We start from the raw sequence: 16575 nt of genomic DNA, 5'->3' as shown, positions 1-16575 counted from the left end.
GCGCGCCGGCGTGCGCGCCGCGGGTGGACCAGGCGCGGGGGAATGCGGGTATAGTCCCGCCGTGTCGTTCCCCCGGACACTCCGCATCCTCGTCGCCGGCGCGCTGCTGGCGTGTACCCCGAAGGGCCCGACCGAGTCGACGCCGCCGGACGCCGCCGGCGACGACGAGAGCGTGCCCGAGGCGCCGCCGGTCGAGCGCAGCGCGCAGCTGATGCACGCGGGCAAGACCGCCGAGGCGATCGCGGTGCTCGACGCGGCCCTGGCCAAAAAGCCAGCCGACCCCGAGCTGCACTACGCCCGCGGCATCGCCCTGCAGCAGGCCGGCCGCGGCGACGAGGCGGTCGCCGCGTGGAAAGAGGCGGTGCGCATCGACCCGAAGTTCTACCCGGCGCACAACGGCATCGGCGCCGTCGCCCTCGACAGCGGTCGATTCGACGAGGCCGTCGCCGCGTTCGAGGCCGCGATCGCGGCCAAGCCCGACTTCCCCGACGCGCACTACAACCTCGGCCGGGCCGCACGGTCCCAGGGGCAGAACGAGCGCGCCGCCGCGGCGCTCGTCGAGGCCAACCGCCTCGCGCCCGAGGACGTCGACGTGCTGTTCCTGCTGGCGCAGGTCGATCGCGACCTCGGCAAGCGCGACGAGGCGCTGGCCGCCGCCACCAAGGCGGCCTCGCTGGCGCCGGACGACGCGGAGGTGCGGCGCACCCTCGGGCACCTGTTGATGGAGGCCGACAAGGTCCGCGAGGCCCAGGTCGAGTTCTCGGTCGCGCTGCAGAAGCGCCCCGACGACAACGACGCCAAGCTCGGCCTGGCGCGCGCGCTGGTCAAGCTCGAGCGCGCCGACGAGGCGCTGGTGCACCTGGCCGACCTGGCGGCGCGGCTGCCCGATCAGGCGGTCGTGTGGAGCGAGTGGGGGGCCGCGCTGGCCAAGCTCGGGCGGCTCGACGGGCCCGACGGCGCGCTGGCCAAGCTCGACAAGGCGCTGAGCCTCAAGCCCGAGCTGGCGTCGGCGCACATCCGCAAGATCGGCGCGCTGGCCCAGGCCAAGCAGTGCAAGCCGGCCAAGGAGGCCCTCAAGGCGTTCACCGCCAAGAGCCCCAAGCCGGACGCGCTGGCTCAGGCCAAGGCCGCCCTCGGCAGCTGCGGCAAGTGACGCGACGTCCGTAGCCCGTAGGGGCCGCGACGAACGACTCGGGTGAGCGGCGGGTCACGGACGGGACGGCCTGACGGACGAGGCGTCGTGGGCCGGCGGCTCGTGCCTGCGGCGCTCGCGGGCGTACCGCTGCGCGCGTGGCTGACTGTTCAGACATGCCGTATCGGTCATGTCGCGCAGGACATGGCCGAGGCAGCATGTCCCTGAGCACATGTGCGAACATACGCCGCAGAAAGCGGCACAGCCGCCTCCCCGAAGGGAAGGCGGCTGCGACGGCGGGGGCGGGCAGGGGCCCGCCGGGGCTCACTGCGGGAGGCCGCAGAAGCCGACGTTCTCGAGTCCGGGAGGGGCCATGCCCTCCTCGTACAGGGCGAGGCACTCGGCGTTGGCGCCGGTGCACTCGGCCGCCGTGAGGTCGCAGAACGGGAGGCAGCAGCCGGCCGCGTTCGGGTCGCACTCGGTGGCGAGCTCCGAGTTGAAGCAGTACAGGCCCGGGTCGCACGCGTTGGCGTACTCGCACACGTCGAACTCCTGGCCCTCTTCGCCCGAGGCGTCGAGCACGCAGATGAAGCTGTCGGAGTTCTGCGGGTTCGGGATGCAGAGGTCGCCGCCGGGGCAGTTCTGCAGCAGCGGGTCGCACGAGGGCAGGCAGAGGATGAGCACGCCGTCGTTGACGATCGTGCACGCGGTGCCGGGGACGTCGCAGGTCGGGGCGTCGGGCGAGCCGGTGCAGAAGCGGACGCAGGTGCCCTCGCCGGTGTCCGGGTCGGTGTTCCAACACATGTGGCCGACCTCGCAGCTGTCGATGCCGCTGACGCCGCTGCCCTCGACGGTGCACGGGTCACCGGTCTGGCCGGGGTTCTCCATGACCGGCGTGCACTTCAGCGACTCCCACGAGTTGTCGCCGTCGCCCGAGTAGGGCATGCACTTCTCGCCGGGCGGGCAGTCCTGGGTCCACGGGTCGCACTCCTTGGTCCCGCCGCCGCCGTCGGCCGGCGTGATGAAGGTGCCGTCCGTCGTGTCGGTGCCCGCGGTGGTGTCGCTGGTCGGGCCGTCGGTGGTCGGGGTGGTGCCCGGCGAGCTGGCGGTCGTCGTGGTCCCCGGCGTGCTGTCGGTGTCGCTGGCGCTGCCGGTCGAGGTCTCGCTGTCGGTCCCGTCGCCCGAGTTGCTACCGTTGGAGCTGTTCGTGGTCGGGTTGGTGGCGCCCGTAGCTCCGGGCTTGCCGTCATCGCCGCAGCCGAACACCAGCGCGGTACAGAGCAGGCTAGAAACCAAGCTGAACTTCTTCATGGGTCCCTCGTGAGTCGATTTGGAGCTGTCGGCGCGCAGCCTACGGTGTGCGAGGCACGCGCATGTTGGGTTTGGCGGTTGAGGTCGCTCTGAGACGAGTCCTTACCCGCCGAACCTCATGTCCTTGGCCGCCAGCATGGCATAGCCTACGGAACAAGCGCAACTGGCTAATTGGCTTCGCATGCCTGCGTATGAGTGGCTGTCGCTCACTCCGTCACACGTTTCCGCCGAACAATTGCCGGGGGACGAGGATTGTTTCAGGCGCCGTGACGGCCCGGACCAGGGGCGCAAACGTCGATCGGGTTGGGGCAAGGGCGCGCCGGACGGCTGCCGGACACGACAACGGCCCAGCGGGTCTGCCGCCGGGCCGTTGATTTCTCCGGAGATCGCTCTCCCGGAAGCGCGCGACTACTTGCGGAGGTCCACGGTCAGGAGCTGGCGCCGCAGGTGGTCGTCGAACAGGACGATGCCGGGGATGGTGACGCCGCCTTCGATCATGGCAGCGCCCTGGCGGCGGATGCTGTCGAGGCCGAGGCGGCCGATCATGCCGCCCACGTCGTCGCCGTCGACCGCCTGCACGAGGCGCCCGAGGTGGCCATGCAGCTGCCGCGACAGCGCCTTGGCCGCCGGCCCGTCCCACGGCGACTGGTAGACCATGCGCGCCAGCGCGTCCTGGAGGGCGCGGAGGTGCATGTCGGCGGCCACCTGCAGGCGGAGGCGGAGCACGTCGAGCGGATCACGGCCCGTCTCGGCGGCGACCCGCAGCGACGACAGCGCCCCCGTGAGGTGCTCGATGCGCGCCAGGCGCCCGGCCAGCGCCGGCGCGAAGCCGGCCGACTCGAACTCGTGCGCGCGGGCGTGCAGCTGCGGGATCTGGCTGGCCGGCAGGGCGTGCTCGACGTGGTCGAGCAGGTCGCGGGCGCGGTCGATGGTGCGCTGATCGACGGTCGTGTAGGCGTCGCCCTCGAGCAGGACCACAGTGGTCTCCTCGAGCGCGGCCTCGACCACATGCATGGCCCGGTAGATGGCCTCCTGGCGGTTCTTGTCCTCGCTGGCGTAGAGGTCGCGGCGGAGCGCGTCGACGTCGCCGGCCGCCGACGCGGTCATGTACGCCTCGGCGATCGCGTGCGCGGGCCGGCTGGTGCTCGTCATGAGCTCGGGGAAGAAGGTCGCGCCGGCGTTGTCGACGATCCGGTTGACGACCATCGTGGTCGCGATCTCGCGGCGCAGCAGGTGGCTCTTCACGGCGCCTTCGGCGGCCTCGACGATCGCGGCCGGGAAGTACTCGCGGACCATGCGGTCGACGAGGCCCTCGGACAGCGGCTCGCCGTCGAGGAGCACGCGGTAGACCAGCATCTTGGCGTAGGCGCACAGCGCCGAGGCGTCGGCCTTGAACAGGCCGATGCCCTTGCGCGCGCGGTTGGCCAGCTCGTCCTCGGTCGGCAGGGCGAAGGTGTCCGGGTTGAACGGCACGTGCTGCACGAGGTACGACAGCGTGCGGGCGTAGCGGTAGACGTCGACCTTCGAGCGGCGGACGTCGTAGCTGACCATGCGGCTCTGCGAGCGGTTGTTGGCCAGCACCATGTCGCACACCTCGGTGGTGGCGGCCTTGAGGACCTCGTTGCGGCGCTCGCGGGTGACCTTGCCGCTCGCCAGCAGCGGCGCGAACAGGATCTTGATGTTGACCTCGTGGTCCGAGGTGTCGACGCCGCCGGAGTTGTCGAGGAACGAGGTGTAGTTCTGGCCGCCGATGCGGGCGAAGGCCGGGCGACCGCGGTCGGTGATCGCCAGGTTGGCGCCCTCGGACATGACGCGGAAGCGCAGCTGGTTGGCGTTGACCCGCACCGCGTCGTTGGCCTTGTCGCCGACGTCGGCGTGGGTCTCCTCCTTGCTCTTCACGTAGGTGCCGATGCCGCCCATCCAGCACAGGTCGACCTTGAGCAGCAGGATGGCGCGGATCGCCTCCTCGCCCGACACGACCTGTGTCGGCGAGAAGCCGAGCAGCTGGCGCGCCTCCGGCGACAGGTCGAGCGACTTGGCGTTGCGCGGGAACACGGCGCCGCCGGGGCTGAGCTTGGCGGGGTCGTAGTCGGACCACTGCGAGCGCGGCAGGACGAACAGCCGCTCGCGCTCGCCGAAGCTGACCTCGGGGTCAGGCGTCGGGTCGATGAAGACGTGGGCGTGGTTGAAGGCCGCCAGCAGCTTGATGGTGCGGCTGCGCAGCAGGCCGTTGCCGAACACGTCGCCGCTCATGTCGCCGACGCCGATCGCCGTGATGACGTCGGCCTCGGGGTCGATGCCCATCTCGCGGAAGTTCCGCTTGGTGGTCTCCCACGCGCCGCGGGCGGTGATGCCGGTGGCCTTGTGGTCGTAGCCGTTCGAGCCGCCCGAGGCGAACGCGTCGTCGAGCCAGAACTTGTGGCTCATGCTGACGCTGTTGGCGGTGTCCGACAGGTGCGCGGTGCCCTTGTCGGCGGCGACGACGAGGTACGGGTCGGGGCCCTCGGTGTGGAGGATGCCCGGCGGGGTGATGACCTCGCCGCCGACGACGTTGTCGGTGACCGACAGCAGCGCCTCGACGAAGAGCTGGTAGTAGCGGTCGCCGGCGGCGCGCAGCTCGTTGCGGTCGGTCGGGGCCTGGCGCAGCACGAAGCCACCCTTGGCGCCGACCGGCACGATCAGCACGTTCTTGACCATCTGCGTGGCCATGAGGCCGTGGATCTCGGTGCGGAAGTCGTCCGGCCGATCGGAGAAGCGGATGCCGCCGCGGGCGACGCGGCCGCCGCGGAGGTGCACGCCCTCGAAGTCGGGGTGGTAGATGAAGATCTCGCGCAGCGGCTTGGGATCGGGGCCGAACGGGACGCGCTGGCCGTCGAACTTGAACGCCATCGCCGGGGTCTGATCACGGCGCGCGCCCTCGGTCGTCGCGATGACGAACGCGTTGGTGCGCAGCGTGGCGCGGACGACGTCGGCGACGGCCCGCAGCACGCGGTCGGCGGTGTAGTCGGCGACGTCGCGCAGCTCGGCCTCGAGGGTCTTGTCGGTGACCTCGGCCAGCTGCGGGCTGGCGCTGGTCGGGTCGTAGCGGGCGTCGAGCCACGAGACCAGCGCTGAGGCGACGGTCGGGTAGGCGATCAGCGTCTGCCGGATCAGCGCCGAGGTGAACGGGCAGCGGACCTGGTGGAGGTAGGCGACGTAGGCGCGCAGGAGCTCGACCTCGAGCGCGGTCATCGTCGTCGCCACGATCAGCTGGTTGAGCGAGTCGCGGCCCATCGTGCCGGCGTAGACCTGGCGCAGGGTGGTGCGGATCTCGTCGGCGCGGCTCATGACCGCGGGGATCCGCTCGGGGCGGACGTCGAGGCGGTAGTTGTCGAGCTCGAACGGGGTCGTGTGAGCGATGTGGACCGGACGCGCGTACTCGTCGACGACCTTGAAGCCGAAGCTGCCGATCAGCGGCAGCTCGTCGCTGAGGTTCATCGCCTTGCGGCTGAACACGCGCAGGTTGAGGCTGCCCGGGTGATCGCCGGTGACCGAGACGTAGAGGTCGAAGTCGAACTCGGCGCCGCGGCGGATGTTCTCGATGCAGCGCAGGTCGCCGAGCAGCCGCTGGTCGCCGGCGCGGCGCTTGTGCTCCTCGCTGAAGGCGCCGTGGTACAGCTCGAACAGCTCCTCGACCTGGTCGGGCGGGGCGAGCTCGGACAGCGCCTCGCGCAGGCGCTCGTTCCAGCCCTTGGCCAGCGCGAGCACCTCGCTGCGCACGCGCTCGGTGTCGACGGCCGCGAACGGGGTCGGGCCGGTCATGTAGTAGTGGATGATCGCGTTGTCGTAGCGATCCATGTAGACGCCGAAGTCGGAGTAGGTCGCCCCGAACTCGCGCTGCAGCTTCTCCTGCACCTGCAGCCGCAGCTCGTCGTTGAACTGCTCGCGCGGGAGGCTGACGAAGGCGAACACGAACCGGCCGTCCTCGCCGACGTTGATGTGGACGTCGGAGCCGCCCTCGACCTCGGCCCGCAGCACGCGGTCGGTGAGCTCCCAGATGCTGTCCTCGCTCTGGGTCAGCAGGTACTCGAGCGGCAGCGAGTTGAAGGCGTTGGTCAGGCTCTTGCCGCGGTGGCTGTCGATCGAGACGCTGCGCTCGGTCAGCAGCTTGCGCAGCATGACGCGCAGGAACGGGATCTCCTCCGGCGGGGTGTGCAGCGCCTTGTAGGTGAAGAGGCCGTTGATCAGGCAGGTGCCGACGGGCTGGCCGTCGCGACCTACGCGGGTGACGACGAAGTGGCCGGGCTTGCCGCTGCGGTGGACCGGCGACTCCTCGTTGCTGCGGTGGTAGCGGACGGTGCGATCGAGGTCGCGGGCGTAGGCGGCGAAGCGATCGGCGTCGCGCTCGCTGAGGTTGACGGAGGCGGTGCCGAGCGTCGAGATCCGGTGGCCCTGCTCGTCGTACTCCTCGATGCCCAGCAGGACGAGGTTCTCCTCGCACAGCCAGCGGACCATGCCCTCGGTCTCCCGCAGGGTCAGGCTGCGATCGTTGCTCTCGGCGTTGGCGGCCCGCAGGTAGTCGTCGGCGAGGTCCTGCAGCCGGCGCTTCATCGGCTGGAAGTCGCGCACCATCGCCTGCACGATCCGCAGGCGGGTGCGGAAGCGGTCCTCGATGTCCTCGGGGACATGTTGGCCGGGGTCGAGCTCGACGCGGATCACCGACTCCGGCGCGCCCATGCCGATGCTGGTCAGGTTGCCGGCGGAGTCGCGCCGGACCTTGATGACCGCGTTCATCAGGCTGGCGATCTCGAGCCGCTCCGCGCCGAACAGCGCGCGCAGCGAGGACACCAGGAACGGCTGGTCTTCGAGGCAGCTCTCGAGGACGACGCTGTCGTCGTGCCGGCGCACGACGGAGTTGATCTCGCCGCGGCCGCGGGTCTTGATCGTGCTCAGGACCTGCTCGAGCTGCTCGACGAGCTCGGCGCTCGCCACCCGCCGGATGTCTCGGAGGTCGACCGAGGTCAACACCGCCTTGCAGAGGGCCGCCAGGAGGTTGACGTCGGTCCCGGGCAGCTTGGGGACGTACGAGGCGAGGACCTGCTGTACCTCGTGGATCCGCTGGTTGCTCAGTTTTTGCGTCGCCATCGGCGGCAACTCTCCGCCGGCCGGCGGCTGGGTGCAATCCCTCCGGAGCGGAGCGCACGCGACCGTTGCCGCGGAAGGTCGCCGCATTCGGCAGCCGAGCCGCGGCCGACTCGCGCAAACCCCCGGAAGGGCTCGCGCACGGCGTTGCGCACCGCGGCTGCATGACATCCCGCACGCGGGATCCGAAGGGGCCGCAGTGCTTGCGGTCCTATTCTTGGATCGTGCCTCAGCCCTCCGTCGCTGCACCGGATCTGGCGGCCTGCGCCGCGCGTCGCTCCCGCCTCTCCGCGCGCCTCGGCGACGCCGCGCTGCTGCTGGCCGCCGGCGAGCCGCCGACCCGCTCCGGCGACACGCGTTACCGCTTCCGGCCGGACTCGAACTTCTACTACCTGACCGGCGCCGCCGAGCCCGGCGCGGTGCTGCTGCTGCGGCCGGGCCGGGCGCCGGCGAGCGCGCTGTTCTTGCCGGTCCAGGACGAGCGCGACGTGCTGTACCACGGCCGCCGGCCGAGCGCGGACGAGGCCCGCGAGCAGCTCGGCGTCGACGCGGTGTTCCCGATCGCGCAGCTCGAGCTCGAGCTGCCGCGCCTCCTCGACGGGGTCGAAGAGCTGTACCTGCCCTTTTCGACATGTTCCGAGCTCGATCGGGCGGCGTTCGCCGCGATCGAGCGGCTGCGCGCCGGCGACCGCCGGGGCGAGGTCGCGCCGACCTGGCTGGGCGACGCGCGGGCGCTGCTGGCCGAGGACCGCCTGGTGAAGGACGCGGCGGCGATGACTGCGCTGCGCCGCGCGGTCGACATCAGCGCGGCGGGCCACGTGGCGGCGATGCGGGCGACCCGGCCCGGTCGGCTCGAGCTCGAGCTCGAGGCGCTGCTCGAGCACGAGTTCCGCCGCCGCGGGGCGAGTGGGCCCGGTTACGAGACGATCGTCGCCGCGGGCATCAACGCCAACACGCTCCACTACACCGCCTCTCGCGGGGCGCTCGCCGCCGGCGACCTGCTGCTGGTCGACGCCGGTGCGGAGTGGGAGCTGTTCACCGGCGACATCACGCGCACGTTCCCGGTCAGCGGCCGCTTCACGCCGGCGCAGCGCGACGCCTACGAGATCGCGCTGGCCGCCAACGAGGCCGGGATCGCAGCGGCGGTGGTCGGATCGAGCCTCGACGCGATCCACGAGGCGTGCCTGCGCGTGCTGTGCGACGGGCTGCGATCGCTCGGCCTGGTCCAGGCCGGCGTCGACGAGGCGATCGAGGAGGAGCTGTACAAGCCGTACTACCCGCACAAGACCAGCCACTGGCTCGGCGCCGATGTCCACGACGTCGGCCGCTACACCGTCGACGGCCGGGCCCAGCCGCTGCGCGCCGGCTTCGTGCTGACGGTCGAGCCGGGGTTGTACTTCCCGGTCATCGAGGAGGTGCCGGCCGGGCTGCGCGGGGTCGGGATCCGCGTCGAGGACGACGTTCTGGTCACCGCCGGGGCGCCCGAGGTGCTCAGCGCGGGGGCGCCCAAGCGGGTCGCGGAGCTCGAGGCGCTGGTCGGCCAGAGCTGACGGCGGCGGCCGCTCGCGGCGGCCGCTCACGGCGTTCGGGGCGGAGCGCCGCGGCCGATCCGAGAGGACATGTCGTAGTGGACATGTCTTCATCGGCATGTCGGATCGGGCATGGCGCACAGGACATGGCGCCATGAACATGTCTCTGAGACCATGAGGTGTAACGCGGCAACTGTTCGGCGGGCGGCGAGCGCTCTGGGCCGCGGGGGGCACGGCTCGCGGGGGCCGCGGAAGGGGGCGACCATGAGCTCGCGGACGCGGGTCTGGAGCAGTTCGAGGTCGCCGCCGTTGGAGTCGGGAGCGGGGACTGGGCACGCGGACGTCGACGCGCTGCGGATCCAGGCGCTCGAACGTCGCGGGGCAGGGCGGGGCCGGTGCAGTCGATGACGATCGGCACGCCGGCCTCGGCGGCCAGGCGGGCGATCGGGCGGTGGCGAGCGCGTGTCCTCGGGGGAACATGAGGGTCCGCGAGCCTGCTCGCGGCAGCGCGCGAGCATGTGCGCGGCAGTTCACGCCGGGGCGGCGCGGGCCGCCTGCCGCGGCGCGTGCCGAGGCGCGCGCGGTCTGGCATGCTGGGGCCGTGTCGCCTCGCCGTCGTCGCCTCGCTCCGCTCTCGCTCGCGCTCGCCGGCACGTTCGCGTGCGCGGAGCCGGCGAGCCCGTCCGTGCCCGCTCCGCCGGCCAAGGTCGAGCCGGCCAAGCCGCGCCTGATCGCCGCGCCCGAAGCCGGAGACGTGGCGACGATCGTGCGCGAGGAGGCGGCGCGTGAGGCCGGAACGCTGATCGTCGCTGTCGGCGCCGGCTGGTGCGAGCCGTGCGTGGCCTTTCACGACGCGGTGAAGTCGGGGCAGCTCGACCAGCGGCTGATGGGGGTGCGCTTCCTCGAGTTCGACATCGACCGCGACCGGGCGCGGCTGGAGGCTGCGGGCTACAAGTCGCGCTTCATCCCGCTGTTCGCGGTGCCCGACGCGGAGGGGCGCGCCAGCGGCAAGCAGATCGAGGGCGGGATCAAGGGTTCGCGGGCGGTCGAGCACATCATGGTCCGGCTGGGCCCGCTGGTGGCCGGCAAGCCTTGAGCGCAGGAGAGGGAGCCCGTATGTTCGTGGGGTGCTGCGGATCGCGGCCGCCCTGCTGTTCGGGCTCTACTTCATCCTCAGCCAGCCGCTGTGGTTCGCCGGCGCGCTGGTGATCACGGCCGTCACTGCGCCGTTCGACCGCAGGCGGGCGCTGCTCCACCGCTACACCTGCCTGTGGGGCGGCCACTACGCGCTGTTGATGCCCGGCTGGGACGTCCGCGTCCGCGGCCGCGAGCACATCGCCCCGGGCGGGGTCTACGTGCTGTGCTCGAACCACCAGTCGCACGTCGACACGCTGGTGCTGTTCACCCTGTTCCGCCACTTCAAGTGGGTAGCGAAGACGAGCGTGTTCCGGGTGCCGTTCATCGGCTGGAACATGACGCTGAACCGCTACGTGGGGCTGCGCCGCGGCGACGCGGCCAGCATCGCGGCGGTGCTCCGCACGTGCCGCGACAACCTCGACGCCGGCTCGTCGGTGTTCATGTTCCCCGAGGGCACGCGCTCGCGCGACGGCCGGATCCGCGGGTTCAAGCACGGCGCGTTCTCGCTGGCGGTCGAGGCCGGGGTGCCGGTCGTGCCGATCGTGATCGACGGCACCAGCGCGGCGCTGCCGAAGTCGTCGTGGCGGATCGGCCTCGATCGTGCGCGGCTGCCGATCACGGTCCAGGTGCTGCCGCCGGTCGCGCTGGCCGACCTCGGTCCGGGGGCCGACGCCGCCGACCTGCGCGCGGAGGTGCGGGCGCGGATGCTGGCGGGGCTGGCGGCCGTGCGCGGGGTGGACCTCGCCGAGGTCGACGGCGAGCCGGCCGGGCGGGGGCGGAGCGACCTGTCCTGAGGGACAGACGGCTTGCGCGCGGCCGAAGGGGGGAGGGCGCGCAGAGAGCGGGAGCGACGGTGGACGCGGGTCGCGGGCGAGCGGGTCCTGCGCACAAAAAGACATGCCCCGAAGACCAGGCGTGCCTGGTCCCGGGGACATGGTTAAAGAGACAGGCGGGCGGGGCGCCACGCCGGCTCAGGCCTCCAGGCCGGAGTCCTCGATGGTGACGGTCTTGCTGGTGGCGCCGTTGCGGGAGCCGACCTTCTCCATCGCGTCGACCACCTCGGTGCCGGACACGACCTTGCCGAACACGACGTGCTTGCCGTCGAGCCAGGGGGTCTCGGCGGTGGTGATGAAGAACTGCGAGCCGTTGGAGCCGGGGCCCGCGTTGGCCATCGACAGCAGGTACTTGCTGGTGTGCTTCAGCTTGAAGTTCTCGTCGGCGAACTTCTCGCCGTAGATCGACTCGCCGCCGGTGCCGTTGCCGCGGGTGAAGTCGCCGCCCTGGCACATGAAGCCCGGGATGATGCGGTGGAAGCTCGAGCCCTTGAAGTGGAGCGGCTTGCCGGAGCGGCCGACGCCCTTCTCGCCGGTGCTCAGCGCGCGGAAGTTCTCCGCGGTCGTCGGGACGACGTCGGCGAACAGCTCGAACACGATGCGGCCGGCGGGAGCACCGCCGATGGAGATGTCGAAGTAGACGCGCGGGTTTGCCATGAGGCCGCGGACTCTACCACAACCCGGCGCGGACGCCGGTGGCCGCCAGCCGGCTAACTGCGTACACCCGCGAGCCTCACGCGCGACGACGGCTCCGCGAGCGTCGCTCGACGGACATGTCTCGGGGCCGAAGTCGCCGCGAGCGGAGAGAACCAAAAGGCGAGCGGGTCGCCCGACATGATGTGGCCGAAGTTCAACCCCTACATCTAGTAGGTGGGATCTGCGTTAACCGCGTCGGGCTTCTCGTCGGACGAGCCTGCACACCTGCTGGTCAGAGACGGACCCCTGGTCGAACGGAGTAGGTAGAACTTTAGGCCTCATGCCGAGCGTCCCGCTCGCGCTTCGTCACTGTAGCACCACTTCTCCGGCGTGGCGACGTGCGCGGCGCCCGACATCGTCTGGATCACCTCACTGCAGCGGCCACGGTGTGAGGACGTAATCGGACCCACCGCCGTGGCAGCCGGTACACAGGTTGACGCCGATGTCATCCGCGTACACGGTGGTGTCGAGGCGCTCGTACCAGTACCAGCCGTCGCCGCCTGCGCTGTCGGGGGCGAGCTTGACCATCACTGCGTAGCCGACGATCTCGTCGGTGCCGTCGCCGTACAGCTCCTTCACGCTGGCAGCCCCTTGCGGGTGCGTTCCGCTGGCGGCGAGCGACTCTGCGAGCGCGGGGTTGACGAAGGTCCGCACGTTGCCACCGTGCGGGCCCGCGGAGGCGTGGAGCTGCGACTCGGCGGGCCAGCTCTCGTAGACGCCGGCGGCCAGCCACGCCTCGAGTTGCTCGGCGGAGTCGGTCGGCGGCAACGCGTCGTCGTCTCCGGTCGTGCTCGCTGGCGAGGTCGTGCTCGCGCCGGACGTCGTGCCGCCGTCGCCGGTGGTGCTCGAGGTGGTCGGCGCGTCCGCGGTCGAGGCGGCTTCGGTGGTGCTCGCGGTCGCCGCGGTCGAGGTCGTGTCGTCGCCGGTCGAGCCGTCGTCGCCCGGATCCCCGTCGCTGCCGCAAGCGGGGACGAGGAGGGCGAGGACGAGGGCGAGGGGCGCGCGGTGGGTCGGCATGCGCGGCGTCAACGGGGCGCCGCGGCGGACGTTACAGGTGGGCCCTGGCGGTGGCGCGCTCGGCCTGCGCGGCGAGGACGCGCACTGCCTCGATCATGATGGCGAACCGCGGGTCTTGCGTGTGGCCGCGGGCGAAGCGGAGGTAGATCTGCTGGGCCACGACGGCGGTCTTGAACAGGCCGAAGGCGTAGTAGAAGTGGATGGCGTCGAGGCTGCGACCGGTGCGACGCGCGTAGTGTTCGGCGAACTCGGCCCGGGTGAAGCTGCCGGGCGCGTGCGTCGGGCCGAAGGCGAAGGCCTGCAGCTCGGGCGGGTCGTCGGCCTGAACCCAGTAGCAGAGGGCGGTGCCGAGATCCATGAGCGGGTCGCCGACAGTGGCCATCTCCCAGTCGAGGATCGCGGTGATCCGCGTGAGGTCGTCGGGGGCGAGCACGAGGTTGTCGTACTTGAAGTCGTTGTGAAGAAGCGTGGGCGCGCCCGAGGTCGGCATGTGTCCCCAGAGCCAGGCGGCGACGGCGTCGACGGCCGGGATGTCGTCGGTCTTGGCCGCCAGGTAGCGCTTCGTCCAGCCCTCGACCTGACGCCGCACGTAGCCGTCGGGGTGGCCGAGCGCGACGAGGCCGGTGGCCTCGATGTCGATCGCGTGCAAGCCGGCGAGCGCGTCGGCGGCGGCGGCAGCGAGGCCCCGGGCGAGCACGGGGGTGAATTCGACGCCGCGCGGCGGGGTGCGGCGGACGACGACGCCCTGGCGCCGCTCCATCAGGTAGAACTTGGCGCCGAGGATCGACTCGTCGAGGCAGAGGTGGACGGGCCGCGGCGCTCGCTCGCACACGGGCGCGAGCCGGGACAGGAGGGCGTGCTCCCGCTCCATGTCGTGCGCCGTCTTGACCTGGGTGCCGAACGGCGGCCGCCGCAGGACGTAGGCGTCGCCGCCGACGGTGACGAGGTAGGTGAGGTTGGAGTGGCCGCCCGGGAACTGCTGGACGGCGACCTCGGCGTCGCCCGACGCTCCCAGGACATCGCGCAAGTAGGGCGCGAGCCGCTCGAGGTCGAGCTCCTCGCCGGGGCGGACAGGGCGCGGGGTGTCGATCGCAGTCATGAGTCCTCCAGGACAGGTCGAATGGGGAAGGTCGGAAAGGACAGGTTCGCAGGGACAGGTGCGAAGGGTCAGCCGGCCCGGCCCGGGCGGTGGCGGGCGAGGATCCGGCGGGCGGCGGCGACCTTGTGGACCTCGTCGGGGCCGTCGTAGATCCGGGCGCCGCGCTCGCGGGTGTAGAAGAAGGCGAGCACGGTGTCGTCGGTGAGGCCGAGCGCGCCGTGGACCTGGATCGCGCGGTCGAGGACCTCGGACAGGACCTCGGCGACGTGGAACTTGATCAGGGAGATGTCGTCGCGGGCGGCGGCGAAGCCGTGCTGGTCGATCAGCCAGGCGGTGCGCAGGACCAGGAGGCGGGCGGCGTCGATGCGGGCGCGGCACTCGGCCAGCCAGAACTGGACGATCTGCTTGTCGGCGAGGCGCTCGCCGGGAGCGAGCTCGCGGCTGACGGCCCGCGCGGCCATCAGGCCGAGGGCGCGCTCGCAGATGCCGAGCCAGCGCATGCAGTGGTGGATCCGCCCGGGGCCGAGGCGCTCCTGGGCGATGACGAAGCCGCCGTGGGCGGGCCCGAGCAAGCTGTCCTTGGGGACACGACAGGCGATGAACTCGATCTCGGCGTGCGAGTCCCAGCCGGCGCCGGAGTGGCCGAAGATCGGGACGTTGCGGACGCGGCGGAAGCCGGGGGTGTCGGTCGGGACGATCAGCATGCTGGCCCGCCGGTGGGCCTCGGCGGCTGGATCGGTGACGGCCATGACGACTGCGAAGGCGGCCCCGTCGGCGCCGGTGGTGAACCACTTGCGGCCGTCGAGGACGTAGTCGTCGCCGTCGAGGCGGGCGGTGCAGCGCAGCTGGGTGGGGTTGGAGCCGGCGGTGTCCGGTTCGGTCATGGCGAAGCAGCTGCGGATGTCGCCGCGCAGCAGTGGTTCCAACCAGCGCTCGCGCTGGGCGGCGGTGGCGTAGCGGTGGAGGATCTCCATGTTGCCGGCGTCGGGCGCCTGGCAGTTGCAGGCGAGGTGACCGAGCGGGCTGTGGCCGAGGACCTCGCTCAAGAGGCCGTGATCGAGGAGCGAGAGGCCGAGCCCGCCCTCGTCCTTGGCCATCTGCGGCAGCCACAGACCCTCGGCGCGGGCCGCCGAGCGCAGGCCGGCGACGACGTCGTCGCTGTCGGCGACGCCACGCGCGAGCACGGTCGGCTCGACCGGGAAGACGTGGGTGCGCATGAAGGCGCGGGCTCGGTCGAGCAGGGCCTCGGTCGCGGGCGGGATCGCAAAGTCCATGATGACGCCAGGCTACCGCAGGAGGCGCGTTCGGAGCCACGGCGCGCAAGAGGCCCGGTGCGGCGAGTGGAGGGCGTCGGGGCCGACCGTCGTGGCGCCTCGCGCTCGGGTGGTGAGGCTACGGGGCGGTGTTCACGTCCGGTGGGTCTCGTGGCTCTCGGGCCGAGAGCACGAGCGTGCTGTGCAGCAGCCGAGGGCTGCGCGCGAGGTTCACGGGCGGTGCAGCAGGCGAGGCCCGCTCGCGGTGCGGACAGGAAGACCCGTGGGGGCGAACGTGATGCGCGCGCTTGTGATGACGCGAAGGCCTTGGATGCGCTCACCCGGCCTCGGGGCGATCTCGCTGCAGGCCGCCGATCAGCGCAGGGTGACGTGGGCGCGCTCGTGGATGTGCGGGAGGGCGTTGAAGACCCGCAGCTGCACCTCGCCGGGGCGGTAGGCGAACTCGGTGAGCGAGGCGTTGTGGACGATGAAGCTGGTCTTGAGGCCAGCCCAGGTGTCGAGGCCGAGCGCGAGGGCAGTGACGACGCCGACCGGCCCGGCCGAGGTGACGACCAGGACGGTGCTCTGGCGCGGGTGCTGCTGCATGACGTGGTCGAGGCCGCGGGCGACTCGGGCCTGGAACTCGCGGAAGGGCTCGACCGCGGGGTGCTCGACCTCGCCGGCGTGCCAGCGCTGCATGGCGGCCTGGAACACCAGCTCGAAGGCCCGCTGGTGCCCGGGCGTGCCGCGCTCGGCCGCCATCCACGTGGTGGCCAGGGCTGCGAGCTCGGGGTCGCGCTCGCACAGCGACGGCATGGCGTCCTTCATCAGCGCGATCGCGGGGTACTCGTCGAAGTCGAGCAGCTCGCTCGGGTCGGGGAACTCGGCGCCGGTCTGCCGCGCGCCGGCGACGAGCAGGGCCGCGGTGTCGCGCTGACGCTTGCGCGGGCCGGCGTAGATGGCGTGCGGCGGATCGATCATGCGCGCGAGGTAGCGGCCGAGGGCGTCGGCCTGCCGCTCGCCGAGCGGCGAGAGGACGTCGTAGTCGGCGGCGCCGAGCGAAGCCTGGCCGTGGCGGATGATCAGCAGTCGGCTCACCCCGCGATCGTGCCCGCGCTGGCGCGCCGGATCAACGCGAGCGCGCGCTGGGGCGTGTGAGGCGTGCGGGGCCGATACGAGCCGCCTTGACGGCGAGGCAGGGCGAGCCCGCGCTGGCGCGCCGGATCCATGCGACCGCGCGCCGGCGCGGGTGAGGCGTGTGGGCGCGATACGAGCCGCCTTGACGGCGAGGCAGGGCGAGCGGCGCCTTCGAGGGCTCTGGGCGCTCGGGCGAGCCTCCAACGGCGCGGATCCAGGCGAGGTCGGGCGAGGGGCTTCGGCGAGCGCCGGGACGGCGCTCGACCGGCGGCGAGCCACCTAGCCGCCGGTCGCCGGAGGTTCACGGTCC

At 71.9% G+C, this 16575-nt stretch carries 11 protein-coding genes; 4 read left to right on the top strand and 7 right to left on the bottom strand.

What is annotated here, in order from left to right; all coding sequences use genetic code 11:
- The first annotated feature begins 61 nt into the window (after positions 1-61).
- Complete coding sequence (locus OV090_RS28340; RefSeq protein WP_267707748.1) at positions 62-1153, top strand: tetratricopeptide repeat protein; 1092 nt, start codon at positions 62-64, stop codon at positions 1151-1153.
- A gap of 303 nt (positions 1154-1456) precedes the next feature.
- Here the strand turns inward: OV090_RS28340 and OV090_RS28335 are convergent, their stop codons facing one another.
- Both OV090_RS28335 and OV090_RS28330 read right to left on the bottom strand, forming a co-directional pair.
- Complete coding sequence (locus tag OV090_RS28335; protein ID WP_267707747.1) at positions 1457-2443, bottom strand: ribulose phosphate epimerase; 987 nt, start codon at positions 2441-2443, stop codon at positions 1457-1459.
- Between the two features lie 408 nt (positions 2444-2851).
- The gene (locus OV090_RS28330; protein WP_267707746.1) at positions 2852-7567 is read right to left on the bottom strand and encodes an NAD-glutamate dehydrogenase domain-containing protein; all 4716 of its coding nucleotides are present in this window, start codon (positions 7565-7567) and stop codon (positions 2852-2854) included.
- A 221-nt stretch (positions 7568-7788) separates the two neighbouring features.
- On the opposite strand from OV090_RS28330, the gene OV090_RS28325 reads away from it, so the two are divergent.
- The 3 genes from OV090_RS28325 to OV090_RS28315 all read left to right on the top strand — a co-directional run bounded on the left by OV090_RS28325 (position 7789) and on the right by OV090_RS28315 (position 11024).
- Entirely contained in the window at positions 7789-9114 is a 1326-nt protein-coding gene (locus OV090_RS28325; RefSeq protein WP_267707745.1) for an aminopeptidase P N-terminal domain-containing protein, read from the top strand.
- A gap of 580 nt (positions 9115-9694) precedes the next feature.
- A complete protein-coding gene (locus tag OV090_RS28320; RefSeq protein WP_267707744.1) occupies positions 9695-10189 on the top strand; it encodes a thioredoxin in 495 nt (164 codons plus the stop codon).
- Between the two features lie 31 nt (positions 10190-10220).
- On the top strand, positions 10221-11024 hold the full coding sequence (locus OV090_RS28315) for a lysophospholipid acyltransferase family protein (RefSeq protein ID WP_267707743.1): 804 nt from the start codon (positions 10221-10223) through the stop codon (positions 11022-11024).
- Positions 11025-11201: 177 nt separating this feature from the next.
- Here the strand turns inward: OV090_RS28315 and OV090_RS28310 are convergent, their stop codons facing one another.
- The 5 genes from OV090_RS28310 to OV090_RS28290 form a co-directional block, all read right to left on the bottom strand.
- A complete protein-coding gene (locus OV090_RS28310) occupies positions 11202-11720 on the bottom strand; it encodes a peptidylprolyl isomerase (protein WP_267707742.1) in 519 nt (172 codons plus the stop codon).
- A gap of 408 nt (positions 11721-12128) precedes the next feature.
- The gene (locus OV090_RS28305; RefSeq protein ID WP_267707741.1) at positions 12129-12776 is read right to left on the bottom strand and encodes a hypothetical protein; all 648 of its coding nucleotides are present in this window, start codon (positions 12774-12776) and stop codon (positions 12129-12131) included.
- A 31-nt stretch (positions 12777-12807) separates the two neighbouring features.
- On the bottom strand, positions 12808-13875 hold the full coding sequence (locus OV090_RS28300; RefSeq protein ID WP_267707740.1) for a phosphotransferase family protein: 1068 nt from the start codon (positions 13873-13875) through the stop codon (positions 12808-12810).
- 68 nt (positions 13876-13943) lie between these two features.
- Positions 13944-15149, bottom strand: a complete 1206-nt coding sequence (locus OV090_RS28295) for an acyl-CoA dehydrogenase family protein (RefSeq protein WP_267707739.1) — start codon at positions 15147-15149, stop codon at positions 13944-13946.
- A gap of 354 nt (positions 15150-15503) precedes the next feature.
- Positions 15504-16226 carry a histidine phosphatase family protein gene (locus tag OV090_RS28290; protein WP_267707738.1) on the bottom strand — a complete coding sequence of 241 codons (723 nt, stop codon included), beginning with the start codon at positions 16224-16226 and terminating at the stop codon, positions 15504-15506.
- Between the last annotated feature and the right edge of the window lie 349 nt (positions 16227-16575).

It is taken from the genome of Nannocystis sp. RBIL2, from assembly GCF_026626745.1.
GTDB lineage: Bacteria > Myxococcota_A > Polyangia > Nannocystales > Nannocystaceae > Nannocystis.
Note: the sequence above shows the minus strand (reverse complement) of the source record. Positions and strands in the feature narration are given on the sequence as shown.

Excerpts from the sequence above, each read along its gene's own strand:
- OV090_RS28335 (WP_267707747.1), bottom strand. The coding sequence starts at position 2,443 with ATGAAGAAGTTCAGCTTGGTTTCTAGCCTGCTCTGTACCGCGCTGGTG.
- OV090_RS28330 (WP_267707746.1), bottom strand. The coding sequence starts at position 7,567 with ATGGCGACGCAAAAACTGAGCAACCAGCGGATCCACGAGGTACAGCAG.
- OV090_RS28310 (WP_267707742.1), bottom strand. The coding sequence starts at position 11,720 with ATGGCAAACCCGCGCGTCTACTTCGACATCTCCATCGGCGGTGCTCCC.
- OV090_RS28305 (WP_267707741.1), bottom strand. The coding sequence starts at position 12,776 with ATGCCGACCCACCGCGCGCCCCTCGCCCTCGTCCTCGCCCTCCTCGTC.
- OV090_RS28300 (WP_267707740.1), bottom strand. The coding sequence starts at position 13,875 with ATGACTGCGATCGACACCCCGCGCCCTGTCCGCCCCGGCGAGGAGCTC.
- OV090_RS28295 (WP_267707739.1), bottom strand. The coding sequence starts at position 15,149 with ATGGACTTTGCGATCCCGCCCGCGACCGAGGCCCTGCTCGACCGAGCC.